Genomic DNA, 12941 nt, shown 5'->3' on the forward strand with positions numbered 1-12941 from the left:
GTCAGTTGCCCTTGGGGACCGTGACCACGCTGGCGCCGCTCTCGGCAGTGTCCGACACGGAGCGGCCCAGCTGATTCACATGCTGGTTGTAGTGGGCGCGGGTGTTCTCATCGACCACGGCGACCGGCGCGGCGATGACGAGGCCGGCGGCCGTGCCGACGGTGGCGGCGGCATCCGAGGTCGCCTTGATGATGTGCTCGCCGACGCCCACGCGGGAGTCCGTCATGGTCTGCCCTTCGGCGAGGCGGGCGCCGATGGCCTGCACCACCTGCGGGCTGGCGGCAAACTTGCCGTGGGCAAGGGGATCGTTGGTCCTGAGCTTGGTCAGGTCGATGACGTTGATATTGTTCTTCTCGAACTCGGTGCGGAACGGCTCCTGCTCCGGATTGACCGCACCCACCCGCGGGACATCGCCCCACACCCGCTTAGAAACCGCCAGCGCCCTGTCGTCCTGCGAGACGAACAGGGTGAAGGCCGGCCGCTCATGCTGCTTACCGATCTCGTGGAAGAAGGTGTAGAACACGTCCACGTCCACGTCCGGCGCGGCCAGCATCACATACTTGATCTTGGGCAGGATGCGGCCGTTGCGGATCGCCATCTGCCGCAGCGCCTCCAGCGTCACGACGTTGCCCATGGAATGCGCGAGGATGGAAATCTCGCCGACGCTCGGGTCCTTCGCCATGAAGGTCAGCAGCCGCTCCAGCGAGTCGCGGGAGAAGGACGTGCTCTCGCGGTCATAGCCGTAGGCGAGCAGGCTGCCCCGCGAGGGCCACGTGAACAGCACCGGCGTCACCGGCGCCCCGGAATCGTGGATGATCTGCGCGAAACGGAAGACCGCGTCGTCGAAGCGCTGATTGTAGCCGTGGACGAACACCAGAGCCTGCCGGCCCGGCGTGCGGCTGATGCGGTTGTGGAACCACGCGGTCGCCTGATCCTGCGTCAGGTCGACGAGCTTGGTGGTGACGAAATCCGTCGCCGGGTTGCCCGGAATACTGCGCGGCCACTGCACGTCGCCGATCTTGCGGGCGCCATCGGGCGGGATGGAGACCTCGATCTCGGCATAGCTCGGGGTGCGGGCGCGCTCGCCGTTAAAGATGTCGGGGCCGTCGCTGCGCTCACGGACGGTGGCGACCACCATGTCCACGCGGGAGGTTCCGGGCACCGTATCGGGCACCGGAATGAGCACGCCATCGGGTCGGCCGGAGCAGCCGGACAGAAGCCCGACCAGCAGCGCACACGCCAGAACCCGCCGCCCAAGACCGGACACGACCTTCAATTCTCGATCCCCCGAACGCAACAGCTGAACCCGATAGACGACGCTCCCCGCCCCCGCAACGGGCATAAGCACCATGTTACCGGGAAGCACTGCTTTCGCTCAGAGTGTGGCTGCCGCGCCCGGTACGAGCGGTACAAACCGCACCTTCATCAGGTCCGTCCGGCTCCGGCCGGACTGCTCCTTGACGATGCGGACCAGCGTCTGCACCTCCTCCGGCGCGCCGAGGGGCGCGACGATAACGCCGCCGAGCTTGAGCTGGTCCATCAGCGCCGCCGGGATGTCTTCAGCGGCGGCGGTGACGAGGATGCGGTCGAACGGCGCGCGGGCGGGCATGCCGTTCGTGCCGTCGCCCACATAGGCGGTGACGTTCCGAAGGCCCAGCACCTCGAACCGAGTCTGCGCCTCGCTGACGAGGGAGCGATAGCGGTCCACCGTCACCACGCGCGCGGCGAGATGGGAGAGAACGGCCGCCTGATAGCCGGAGCCGGTGCCCACCTCCAGAACGGTCTGGTCGGCCGTGACGCCGAGGGCCTCCGTCATGGATGCGACGAGGCTCGGCTGCGACATGGTCTGGCCGCAGGCGATGGGCAGCGCCACGTCGTCATAGGCGTGGCGGCGCATCATGGGGTCCACGAACAGGGGGCGCGGCACCAGCTCGATGGCGCGCAGCACGGCCAGATCCCGGATTCCGCGCTGGCGCAGCCGGAGGATGAAGGCCGCGCGTTCCGCCTGCTCGCCGTCGCCCTCGCCGGTGGTCATCCCGGTATCCATCTCCGCCTGATCGTTGAAACCTATGGCAGATTGCCGCCGATATCCAGCCGGCGCCTGTCCACCGTCTTCGCCATGACGCGCCCCGGCGCGGCTTGCGCCGCAACGGCCGATCAGACACCCTCGCGCCGCCATGCGCCCCGACGCCCTGTCCCCCCTCTTCGCAACCCTCGACAGCCTCTCCGGCATCGGCCCCAAGCTGATGAAGCCGTATGCGCGCCTGCTGGGCCGGGAGATGCCCCGGGTCATCGACCTCCTGTTCCACATGCCGTCCGGCTTCGTGGACCGCCGCGCCCGCCCCCTCCTTGCGGAGGCCGTGCCCGAGACCGACGTGACGGTGGAAGTGACGGTGGAGGCCCACCAGCCGCCCTCGCCCGGCAGCCGGGCGCCGCACCGCACCTATGTGTCCGATGCCAGCGGCGACATGGTGGTGGTGCATTTCAAGATCGAGCCCGCGCGCATCGAGCGGATGCTGCCGGTGGGGGCCAAGCGCTGGCTGTGCGGCCGCATCTCGATCTATGACGGGATGCGGCAGATGACGCACCCGGACCGCATTCTAGACGCCGCCGGGGTCGAGCGGCTCCCAGCGGTGGAGCAGGTCTATCCGCTGGTGGAAGGTCTCGCCTCCGGCCACCTGCGGCGAGCCATCGAGGCCGCGCTCCAGCGCGTGCCCGACCTGCCTGAGTGGATACCGGACGATGTGCGCGCCGCGCGCGGCTGGCCCTCCTTCCGCGAGGCGCTGATGCGGCTGCACAAGCCGGCTTCGCCCCATGAGGCGACGCCCGCCGGCGGGCCGTGGCGGCGGCTCGCCTTCGATGAATTGCTGGCCCACCAGCTTACGCTTGCGATGGTTCGGGCGCAGGAGGAGAAGGCCGGCGGCCGCTCCACCATGGGCGACGGACACATCGCCACCCGCCTCGCGGATGCCCTGCCCTTCACGCTCACCGGCGCGCAGGAGCAGGCCATTGCCGCCATCCGCGCGGACCTCGCGGCCGACACGCGCATGCTGCGGCTGCTTCAGGGCGATGTGGGCTCGGGCAAGACCGTCGTCGCCCTGATGGCCGCCGCCACGGTGGCCGAGGCCGGCCGGCAGACGGCACTGATGGCGCCCACCGAGATTCTGGCCCGCCAGCATCACGAGACCATCGCCCCCCTCGCCGCCGCAGCCGGCCTCTCCACCGCCATCCTCACCGGCCGAGAGAAGGGCCGCGCCCGCGAGGCCGTCCTCACGGAACTCGCCTTCGGCCGCACCGATCTGGTGGTGGGCACCCATGCGCTGATCCAGGACGACGTGATCTTCCGCGACCTCGCCCTCGCCGTGGTGGACGAGCAGCACCGCTTCGGCGTCGAGCAGCGGCTGACGCTGGCGCGCAAGGGCGAGGCGGTGGACATGCTGGTGATGACCGCGACGCCCATCCCCCGCACCCTGGTCCTCACCTTGTTCGGCGACATGGACTCCAGCGAGCTGCGCGAGAAGCCGCCGGGCCGGCAGGCCATCGACACCCGCGCCTTGCCCCTCGACCGGCTCGACGAGGTGGTGGCCGGCGTCGGCCGCGCGCTGGCCTCTGGCGCGCGCGCCTACTGGATCTGCCCGCTGGTCGAGGAGACCGACACCTCGGACCTCGCCGCCGCGACCGAGCGCTTCGAGACGCTGCAATCCATCTTCGGCGCATCCGTCGGGCTGGTGCACGGACGGATGTCCGGCGCCGCCAAGGACGAGGCGATGGGCCGCTTCGCCCGGGGCGAGACGCGGCTGCTTGTCGCCACCACGGTCATCGAGGTGGGGGTGAACGTGCCGGAGGCGACCGTGATGGTCATCGAACATGCGGAGCGCTTCGGCCTCGCCCAGCTGCACCAGTTGCGTGGCCGCGTGGGGCGCGGCGACAAGCCGTCCGTCTGCCTGCTGCTCTATCGCCATCCGCTGGGCGAGACGGCGAAGTCCCGCCTCGCCATCCTGCGCGAGAGCCAGGATGGGTTCCGCCTCGCCGAGGAAGATCTGCGCCTGCGCGGCGAAGGCGACGTGCTCGGCACGCGGCAGAGTGGCCTGCCCGGGTTCCGCCTTGCCCGCATGGAATGGCACGGCGGCGAGGTCGAGGCCGCCCGCAACGCCGCGGCGGCACAGGTGCGGGCCGACCCCGATCTCGCCGCACCGGGCGCGCGGACGCTCCACACGCTGCTGCACCTGCAGGAGCGAGATGCTGCGGTGCGCTTGCTCTCCGCCGGATGAGGCGCCATGGTCCGGCAATGGCCGCCGACGACGATGCCCCTCCCCCGCCCCCGCAGGGCACCCGGCTGACGCAGAGCGAAACACTGGCAGCAGGGCGCTGGAGCCGCGCCGCGATCTACCGCAAGCTCTTGTTCGCGGCAGGCTTCGTCTTCCTGGTCATCGGCGTCATCGGCATGGTCGTGCCCATGCTGCCGGGCACGGTGTTCCTGATCCTCGCCGCCTGGTGCTTTACGCGCTCATCGCCGAAGTTCGAGGCTTGGCTTCTCACCCACCGCTGGCTCGGGCCCGGCGTGGTGCGCTGGCGCGAGACCGGGGCCATCCCGCCCATGGTCAAGCTGTTCGCGCTGGCGAGCTTCGTCGGCACCTTCACCGGCAGCTGGTATCTTGGCGCGCCGACCTTCGTCCTTGCGTTTCTCGGCGTGCTGTTCATCGCGCTCGCGGTGTTCATCGCGACCCGGCCGAACCGATAGGCGGCGTCCGCTCAGCGGCGCAGCGGCACCACGTTCCCGGCGAGAACCTCCTCCTCCGCGCTGCAGACCCGGTTGCGGCCGGACCGCTTCGCCTCGTAGAGCGCCACATCCGCCCGCGCGAATGTGGCCTGAAGCGGCTCGGCCCGCGACGCCATGGCGACGCCGATGCTGACGGTGAAGGGCGGCACGTCCGGCGCGTCGTGGCCGATGATGGCGAGGCGCACCGATTCCGCCTGCAGCCGCGCCATCTCCGGCGAGGCGCGCTCCAGCAGGATGGCGAATTCCTCGCCGCCCACCCGTCCGATTAGGGCGGATTGCGGCAGCGAGTGCTGCAGCATGCCGCCAAACCCGCGGATGGTGAGGTCGCCCACCCCGTGGCCGAACGTGTCGTTGATGGCCTTGAAGTGATCGATGTCGATGAGCATCAGGGCGAACGGCGCCGCGCCCGCCTGCCCGTGCACGAGGTCGGAGGCGCGCTGCTCGAACCCGCGACGGTTGAGGAGGCCGGAGAGGGCGTCCGTATCCGCCACCTCCTGCGTCTCCCGGACGAGTTCAATGACCGAGATCACCAGCATCAGGAAGCCGGTCGCGATCATGAGGATTCCGGTGCTGATCTGGGCCACCACCGCGAAGGGCGTGTCCATGTAATTGGTCTGGTGCGGACCCGTGCGCAGGCTGATCGCCAGCGCCGCCTTGAGCGGCACATGGAGGCACAACAGCGCGAACAGGCCGGCGAGCAGCAGGTCCCGCATGCGGCGCGGGCTGTCGCGCAGCACCACCCAGCAACTCGCCGCCGTGGCGAGCACGAACGGCAGCTGGTAGCTGACGACCCGCACCGTCATGTTGACCGTCACTTGCAGAGCCAGCGCCGCGCAGGCGAACATCAGGATGCCGAGGCCGCTCACCAGCCGCCACGGGATGGGCTTGCGATAGAGCACCGCGAGGCCCGGTACCATCAGGATCAGGCAGGCGCCGAAAGACAGGTAGATCACCGGCGCGAACAGCATCACCCAGCCGGTGTAGGACTGAGCGAGCATCGCCAGCGGCGCCAGCACGATGGCACCGAAGCTGGCCGCGAACCACAGGGGTGCAGTGGAGCCACGGTGAAGCAGCGCCAGCGCGAGATAGCTCGCGGCGAACAGGGCCGCCACCACGGCATTCATGACGAGGGGAAACGTCGCAGCAGGCATCGACCGAGGTCCGAACCCCCACTCAAGCGTCGGCTTGTCCAAGCGGATCAAGGCGACGAATCGCGCCCAAGCGCAACATATTTTCCCATCGCCGCGCGTGGATTTCGCCACCCGCGGCGGGAGAAGCCGCCGTCACTCGACGGTGACGGATTTAGCCAGGTTGCGCGGCTGGTCCACGTCCGTGCCCATGATGACCGCCGTGTGGTAGGCGATGAGCTGCACCGGGATGGAATAGACCATGGGGCACACGGTCGCCGGCATCTCGGGCAGGATCAGCTTCTGCACCGCATTGATGGGCGCGGCCTCGGCACCCTTGGGATCGGTGACGAGGATGATCTTGCCGCCGCGCGCCGCCACCTCCTCCATGTTGGAGACGGTCTTGTCGAAGATACGGTCGTGCGGGGCGATGACCACCACCGGCATCTTCTCGTCGATGAGCGCGATGGGGCCGTGCTTCAGCTCGCCGCCGGCATAGCCCTCGGCGTGGATATAGGAGATTTCCTTCAGCTTCAGCGCGCCTTCGAGCGACAGCGGATAGTTGGTTCCACGGCCGAGATAGAGCACGTCCCGGGCCTTCGCGAGGGTCCGGGCGAGCACCTCGATTTCCGGGGAGAGCTTCAGCGCCTCCGTCATCAGCCGCGGCACCTCCATGAAGGCGCGCACCAGCTTGTGCTCGTCCTCCGCCGACAGCACGCCCTTGGCGCGGCCGAAGGCGACGGACAGGCAGGCGAGGGTCGCCAGCTGGCAGGTGAAGGCCTTGGTGGAGGCGACGCCGATTTCCGGACCGGCGAGAATGGGCAGCACCACGTCCGCCTCGCGGGCGATGGTGGAGGTGGGCACGTTCACCACGGCCACCACCTTCTGCCCGCATTCCTTGGCGTAGCGCAGGGATGCGAGCGTGTCCGCCGTCTCGCCCGACTGGGAGATGACGATGGTGACGCCACCCGGCGTCAGCGGCGTCTCGCGATAGCGGAACTCGGAGGCGATGTCGGTGGAAACCGGCACGCGGCCGAACCGCTCCAGCCAGTATTCAGCCACCGCGCCGGCATAGAGCGCCGTGCCGCACGCCGTGATGGAGATGTGCTGCACCTCCTTGGCGTCGAACGGCAGCTCGGGCAGCGAGACGGTCTCGCTGTCGAGGTCGAGATAATGGCCGAAGGTGTGGGAGATGACCTCCGGCTGCTCGTAGATCTCCTTCGCCATGAAATGGCGATGGTTGCCCTTGTCCACGAGCAGGGCGCCGGCCGGCACCTTCTGCACCGTGCGCTCCACGATGCGGCCCGTCTCGTCGCGGATTTCCGCGCCCTCGCGCGTCAGCACCGCCCAGTCGCCCTCTTCCAGATAGGCAATGCGGTCGGTGAACGGGCCGAGGGCGATGGCGTCCGAGCCGAGGAACATCTCGCCGTTGCCGTAGCCGATGGCGAGGGGAGAGCCGCGGCGGGCGGCGATCAGAAGGTCGGTCTTGCCGTCGAACAGGAAGCCGAGGGCGAAGGCGCCCTTGAGGCGCGGGAGCACGGCCGCCACTGCCGCCACCGGGTCCTTGCCGGCGAGCAGTTCGCGATCCACCAGCTGGGCGACGACCTCGGTGTCGGTGTCGCTCCGGAAGGAGACGCCAGCGGCCTTCAGCTCTTCCTTCAGCTCACGGAAATTCTCGATGATGCCATTGTGAACCACCGCCACGCGCTTGGTGCCGTGGGGATGGGCGTTGCGCTCGGAGGGCTTGCCGTGGGTCGCCCAGCGGGTATGCCCGATGCCGGCGTGGCCCTTGGGCGGGTGCTTGTCGAGCTTGGTCTCGAGATTGCGCAGCTTGCCTTCGGCGCGGCAGATTTCGAGGTGACCATTCTCCAGGGTCGCGATGCCGGCGGAATCATAGCCGCGGTATTCCAGGCGCCGGAGCGATTCGACCACCTTGTCCGCGACGGCGCTCTTCCCCAGAATGCCGACGATTCCGCACATGCGATCTAACTCCGATGTTGGCGGCGCCCCAGATGAGCCCGGGTGACGGTCGCGCCCAAGGTGCACTGCAAAAACTGAATGGACCGTTCCTAACCCGCAACTCCTAACCGTCACGGGGCTGGAGCCGGAATCACATCGCCTTTCCGTTGGTGACAGGTGGGCCGACCTCAGGCCTTCTTCTTGGCCTCGGCCCGTGCGGCGCGGAACTCGCGCGCCCACCCCTCCTTCACCACCTGCCGGCTGCGGGCGATGGCGAGCGCATCCTCCGGCACATCCGAGGTGATGACGGCGCCGGTGCCCACATAGGCCCCCGCCCCGATCGTCACCGGGGCAACGAGGGCCGAGTTCACGCCGATGAAGGCGCCCGCGCCGATCTCGGTGCGGTACTTGGAGAAGCCGTCGTAATTGCAGGTGATGGTGCCGGCGCCCAGATTGGCCCCCGCGCCCACATGGGCGTCGCCCACATAGGACAGGTGGTTCACCTTGGCGCCGCTCTCGATATGGGCGGCCTTGGTCTCCACGAAATTGCCGATCCGCACGCCCGCCTCCAGCCGCGTGCCCGGCCGCAGCCGCGCATAGGGGCCGATGGAAACGCCGGGCTCGAGATGCGCGCCTTCCAGATGGCAGAAGGCGTGGATCACCACGTCGTCGCCCACGGTCACGCCCGGCCCGAACACGACGTTGGGCTCCACGATCACGTCGCGGCCGAGCACGGTATCGGCGGAGAAGAACACCGTCTCCGGGGCAATGAGCGTAACACCCTCGGCCATGGCGGCGCGGCGCAGGCGCTGCTGCAGGATGGCTTCCGCCTCGGCGAGCTGGATGCGGCTGTTGACACCGGCCACCTCGTCCGCGTCCGCCTTCGCCGCGACGGCCGGGCGGCCATCGGCGCGGGCGATCTCCACCGCGTCGGTGAGATAATATTCGCCCTTGGAATTGGCGTTGCCGATGCGGTCGAGGATGGAAAGCGCATCCTTGCCGGCGAGCGCCATCAGCCCGGCATTGCAGAAGCGGATCGCCTTCTCGGCCGTCGTCGCGTCCTTCTCCTCGCGGATGGCGACGAGTTCGTCGCCGGAGGTGACGAGGCGGCCATAGCCGGTGGGATCTTCCGGCTCGAAACCGAGCGCGGCGACCGCGGCGCCTTCGGCCAGCGGCGCGCGCAGGCGGGCGAGCGTTTCGGGGCGCACCAGCGGGGTGTCGGCATAAAGCACAAGCACGTCGTCGGCGCCCTGCTCCAGCGCGGCGCGGGCGGCGAGCACGGCGTGGGCGGTGCCGAGCCGCTCGGTCTGCACGAACACCTGCGCGTCCGGCACGATGCGCGTCGCCTCGGCGGCGACATCCTCGCGGCCGGGGCCAACCACGACGGCGGTGCGGGTGGCGCCGGCGGCACGGGTCGCCGCCAGCACGTGATGGAGCATGGAGCGCCCGGCGACCTTGTGGAGCACCTTGGGGAGGCGCGACTTCATGCGCGTCCCTTCCCCGGCGGCGAGCACCACCACGAGCAGGCTCCGGTCACTCATCGCGATTCCTCCGCGGCGCTAGCGTTCTGCCCCCCATTACCCCGCCGCCGCACCAAGCGGAAGCGGGGACAGGGACGAGAGGGAGGCGCGCCGCAGATGGCGATGATCAGGCGCCGCGGGTCCAGCGCACGGTCGCCTCGGCGACGCGGCGGCCGAGATGGGCGGCGGTGCGGCGGTCGGTGGCAGGGGGCACCATGTCCGGACCTTCATCGATGTTGGACTGGGCATAGGCGCCAGCGAAGCCGCCGAGGCGGTTCAGGTCTTCCGGCGAGCCCTTGGAATTGTTGTTGCCGGGATGCAGGCCAAGGCCCACCCACACCATGCCGTGCTGCTGCGACAGACCGAACATCGCATGGATGCCCTGATGCTTGTCACCGTTCTGGGCTCCGGAATTGACGAAGCCGGCGGCCAGCTTGTCCTTCCACTTCATCTCGAACCAGCGCTTGGAGGACTTCTCGGCGAAGGTCTGGAAGGCGGCCGAGACGTTGCCCATGTAGATCGGCGCGCCGAAGATGATGGCGGCGGCGCCGTCCAGCACGTCCCATTTGTCGTCCACCTCGTCCACGGAGACGAGGACGCCTTCCACGGCATCGACTTCCTTGATGCCGGCAAGCACGGATTCAGCCACGACCTTCGTGTGGCCATAGCCCGAGTGATACACGATCGCGACGACTGGCTTCGACATGACACGTCTCCCGGTTGGGTTCGCCACCGGTTATGTCGTGCATGGATGCCCGCATCCAGCCTTAAGATCGCAATCCAGCCTTGCGCTTTCGCAAACGCACGGCGACCTGCTCAGCCGCCCTTGGGGAATTCCAGCCCCATCTCGCGATAGCGCTCGGGATCATCCGCCCAGCTTTCGCGCACCTTCACGAACAGGAAGAGATGCACGGGCTGTTCGATGATCTCGGAGATCTCCTTCCGGGATTCGGTCGAGATGGTCTTGATGGTGTTTCCACCCTTGCCGAGCACGATCTTGCGCTGGCTTTCGCGCTCCACGAAGATCGTCTGCTCGATGCGCACGGACCCGTTGCGCAATTCCTTCCAGCTCTCGGTTTCCACCGTCGAGCGGTAGGGCAGTTCGTCGTGCAGGCGCAGGAACATCTTCTCGCGGGTGATCTCGGCCGCAAGCATGCGCATGGGCGCATCCGAAACCTGATCCTCCGGATAGAGCCAGGGGCCGGGCGGCACCGTCTCGGCGAACCAGCGGCGCACATCTTCCACGCCGTCGCCCGTGAGCGCGGAGACCATGAACACCCGGTCGAACGGGACCTGCTCGGTGATCGCGGCGGCCAACGCCAGCAGGCTGTCGCGGCGGATCAGGTCGATCTTGTTGAGGATCAGCGCGCGCGGCTTGCGGATGTCCTTCAGCTGGCCGAGCAGCGCCTCGATATCCTCGTCGAGGCCGCGGTTGGCATCCACCAGCAGCGCAATCACATCCGCGTCGGCGGCATGGGTCCAGGCGCTCGACACCATGGCCCGCTCCAGCCGGCGCTTGGGCGCGAAGATGCCGGGGGTGTCCACCAGCACCACCTGAGCGGCGCCGTCCAGCGCGATACCGCGCACGATGGAGCGCGTCGTCTGCACCTTGTGCGAGACGATGGAGACCTTGGTCCCAACCAGTTGATTGGTGAGCGTGGACTTGCCGGCATTGGGCGCGCCAAGCAAGGCGACGAAGCCGCAGCGGGTCGGTCCTTCGAGCGGCGTCAGGGGGGCGCGCGCGACGCGGTCCAGCTCGTCGTCGAAATCGTCCTCGTCGTCCTCATCTTCCGGGAGATCGTCTTCGGCGAGATCGTCTTCGGTAAGATCATCGTCGGACAGATCGTCTTCCGCGATCTCCGCATAGGCGACGTTTTCCGCAGCACCAGCGTCAACGAGGGTTTGCTCTTCCGGAGCGGCAGGCTTTTGATCCGGGGCGGCCGTGTCGGCGCCCGCCTTCTTCCTCGGTGCCATCAGGCCTCGTCCTTCTTCCAAACGCCCTCACGGACGAGGAAGGCGGCAGCGGCCGCCTTCTGTGCATTCTGCTTGGAGGCGCCATCCGCCTGCGCCGATGCGAGGCCCGGCAGGTCCACCGCAACGGTGAAGCGGGGGGCGTGGTCCGGGCCGGAGCGCATCACCTCGCGATAGGCGGGCGGCGGCAGGCCCCGGGCCTGCGCCCATTCCTGCAGCACGGTCTTGGCATCGCGCAGCGGTCGGCGCGGGGCCTCCAGCCGGGGGCGCCAGAATCGCTCCACCAGCGCGTGAGCAGCCTCATACCCGCCATCGAGGAACACTGCCGCCACCACGCCCTCGGCCACGTCGGCGAGGATGGCGCGGCGCTTGTGCGCACCGGACTGGCTTTCGCCGGGGCCGAGGCGGATGAACGGGCCGAGGTCCATGTCCTCGGCGACTTCGGCGCAGGCTTCCTCGCGCACCAGCTCGGCGAGCCGGCGGGACAATTCGCCCTCCTCCCCTTCCGGGAAGGCGAGATAGAGCATGTGCGACACCACCGAGCCGAGCACGTGGTCGCCCAGGAATTCCACCCGCTGGTAGGAGCGCAGGCGCGGCGCCTCACCCTTCACGGCGCTGATGTGGGACAGGGCCAGCTCAAGGATGGAGCGATCGCGGAAGCGGTAGCCGATCCGCTCCTCGAGATGGGCGAGATCCCGCCCCGCGCCGTTCAATGCACCCGCGTGAACAGCCGATCCCATCGCACCGTCCAAGGCCATGTCCAAACCTGCCACGCGGAAGCGCCCTCGTCGATGGAGAAGAAGATCAGTTGCGCCTTGCCGATGAGATTCTCGAACGGAACATAGCCCACCTGGCTCAGCACGCGGCTGTCGGCGGAATTGTCCCGGTTGTCGCCCATCATGAAGAAGTGGCCGAGCGGAACCTCATAGACCGGGGTGTTGTCGTAGAAGCCATTGTCCACGAGGTCGAGGGTCTCATAGGAGACGCCGTTCGGCAGAGTCTCGCGCCAGCGCTTCACCGGCACCCTGCGGCCCGAGCCGTCGTCCTCGCTCACGTCGGACAGGCGCTCGCGCTTTACCGGCACACCGTTGATGTGGAGGAGGCCGCCGATCATCTGGATCTTGTCGCCGGGCATGCCGACGACGCGCTTGATGTAGTCTGTCTCATTGTCCTTGGGCAGCTTGAACACCACCACGTCGCCCCGCGTCGGCTCCGAGCCGAGGATGCGGCCGGAGAACAGGTTTGGCGAGAACGGAATCGAGAAGTGGGAATAGCCGTAGCTGTACTTGGACACGAACAGGTAGTCGCCGATCAGGAGCGTGTCCTTCATCGACCCCGAGGGGATGTTGAACGGCTGGAACAGGAAGGTACGGATCACCAGCGCGATCAGCAGCGCATGGACGATCACCCGGACGGTTTCGAGGGTGCCGCCGTCCTTCTTGGAATCGCTGTTCGCGGTCATTGGTATCCAAGGTTTCCCAAATGAGGCGCAGGGTAAGACAAACTGCGCCGAAACTGAGGAGATACCGGCAGATGCGCGCCGGCCTCTACAGGCGAGACCGCCCCTATAGAGGCTTCCCGGCC

The 12941-nt window shown here is 68.2% G+C and carries 11 protein-coding genes; 2 read left to right on the plus strand and 9 right to left on the minus strand.

Features of this window, described 5'->3' with window-relative positions; all coding sequences use genetic code 11:
- Position 1: 1 nt before the first annotated feature.
- Together V5F63_RS12920 and V5F63_RS12925 are read right to left on the minus strand one after the other, a co-directional pair.
- Positions 2–1276: an alpha/beta hydrolase gene (locus V5F63_RS12920; RefSeq protein WP_394102428.1), complete on the minus strand. Its 1275-nt coding sequence runs from the start codon at positions 1274–1276 to the stop codon at positions 2–4.
- Between the two features lie 99 nt (positions 1277–1375).
- Positions 1376–2035 (minus strand): protein-L-isoaspartate(D-aspartate) O-methyltransferase, encoded by a 660-nt coding sequence (locus V5F63_RS12925; protein ID WP_209489483.1) that lies wholly within the window; start codon positions 2033–2035, stop codon positions 1376–1378.
- Positions 2036–2177: 142 nt separating this feature from the next.
- Here V5F63_RS12925 and recG point away from each other — a divergent pair, with 142 nt between their 5' ends.
- Together recG and V5F63_RS12935 are read left to right on the plus strand one after the other, a co-directional pair.
- Positions 2178–4271 (plus strand): ATP-dependent DNA helicase RecG, encoded by a 2094-nt coding sequence (recG, locus tag V5F63_RS12930; protein ID WP_394102427.1) that lies wholly within the window; start codon positions 2178–2180, stop codon positions 4269–4271.
- 17 nt (positions 4272–4288) lie between these two features.
- Positions 4289–4741, plus strand: a complete 453-nt coding sequence (locus tag V5F63_RS12935) for a YbaN family protein (RefSeq protein ID WP_394102426.1) — start codon at positions 4289–4291, stop codon at positions 4739–4741.
- A gap of 11 nt (positions 4742–4752) precedes the next feature.
- On the opposite strand, the gene V5F63_RS12940 is transcribed toward V5F63_RS12935, so the two are convergent.
- The 7 genes from V5F63_RS12940 to lepB form a co-directional block, all read right to left on the minus strand.
- Positions 4753–5931, minus strand: a complete 1179-nt coding sequence (locus tag V5F63_RS12940) for a GGDEF domain-containing protein (protein WP_394102425.1) — start codon at positions 5929–5931, stop codon at positions 4753–4755.
- A 132-nt stretch (positions 5932–6063) separates the two neighbouring features.
- Positions 6064–7887, minus strand: coding sequence for a glutamine--fructose-6-phosphate transaminase (isomerizing) (glmS, locus tag V5F63_RS12945; protein WP_394102424.1), 1824 nt, complete (start codon positions 7885–7887; stop codon positions 6064–6066).
- Positions 7888–8054: 167 nt separating this feature from the next.
- A complete protein-coding gene (glmU, locus tag V5F63_RS12950) occupies positions 8055–9407 on the minus strand; it encodes a bifunctional UDP-N-acetylglucosamine diphosphorylase/glucosamine-1-phosphate N-acetyltransferase GlmU (protein ID WP_394102423.1) in 1353 nt (450 codons plus the stop codon).
- A 106-nt stretch (positions 9408–9513) separates the two neighbouring features.
- Positions 9514–10092, minus strand: a complete 579-nt coding sequence (locus V5F63_RS12955; protein WP_209489496.1) for a flavodoxin family protein — start codon at positions 10090–10092, stop codon at positions 9514–9516.
- Between the two features lie 110 nt (positions 10093–10202).
- Positions 10203–11360 carry a GTPase Era gene (era, locus tag V5F63_RS12960; protein ID WP_394102422.1) on the minus strand — a complete coding sequence of 386 codons (1158 nt, stop codon included), beginning with the start codon at positions 11358–11360 and terminating at the stop codon, positions 10203–10205.
- Positions 11360–12097, minus strand: a complete 738-nt coding sequence (rnc, locus tag V5F63_RS12965) for a ribonuclease III (RefSeq protein ID WP_209489498.1) — start codon at positions 12095–12097, stop codon at positions 11360–11362. Before rnc ends, era begins: the two co-directional genes overlap by 1 nt.
- A complete protein-coding gene (gene lepB, locus V5F63_RS12970; protein ID WP_209489500.1) occupies positions 12067–12819 on the minus strand; it encodes a signal peptidase I in 753 nt (250 codons plus the stop codon). Before lepB ends, rnc begins: the two co-directional genes overlap by 31 nt.
- Positions 12820–12941 lie beyond the last annotated feature (122 nt).

The sequence above is a fragment of the Xanthobacter wiegelii genome (assembly GCF_043193855.2).
Lineage (GTDB): Bacteria > Pseudomonadota > Alphaproteobacteria > Rhizobiales > Xanthobacteraceae > Xanthobacter > Xanthobacter flavus_A.

Coding starts and splice junctions, on each gene's coding strand:
- glmS (WP_394102424.1), bottom strand. CDS start 7,887: ATGTGCGGAATCGTCGGCATTCTGGGGAAGAGCGCCGTCGCGGACAAG.
- V5F63_RS12925 (WP_209489483.1), bottom strand. CDS start 2,035: ATGACCACCGGCGAGGGCGACGGCGAGCAGGCGGAACGCGCGGCCTTC.
- glmU (WP_394102423.1), bottom strand. CDS start 9,407: ATGAGTGACCGGAGCCTGCTCGTGGTGGTGCTCGCCGCCGGGGAAGGG.
- V5F63_RS12955 (WP_209489496.1), bottom strand. CDS start 10,092: ATGTCGAAGCCAGTCGTCGCGATCGTGTATCACTCGGGCTATGGCCAC.
- rnc (WP_209489498.1), bottom strand. CDS start 12,097: ATGGGATCGGCTGTTCACGCGGGTGCATTGAACGGCGCGGGGCGGGAT.
- era (WP_394102422.1), bottom strand. CDS start 11,360: ATGGCACCGAGGAAGAAGGCGGGCGCCGACACGGCCGCCCCGGATCAA.
- V5F63_RS12940 (WP_394102425.1), bottom strand. CDS start 5,931: ATGCCTGCTGCGACGTTTCCCCTCGTCATGAATGCCGTGGTGGCGGCC.
- recG (WP_394102427.1), top strand. CDS start 2,178: ATGCGCCCCGACGCCCTGTCCCCCCTCTTCGCAACCCTCGACAGCCTC.
- lepB (WP_209489500.1), bottom strand. CDS start 12,819: ATGACCGCGAACAGCGATTCCAAGAAGGACGGCGGCACCCTCGAAACC.
- V5F63_RS12935 (WP_394102426.1), top strand. CDS start 4,289: ATGGCCGCCGACGACGATGCCCCTCCCCCGCCCCCGCAGGGCACCCGG.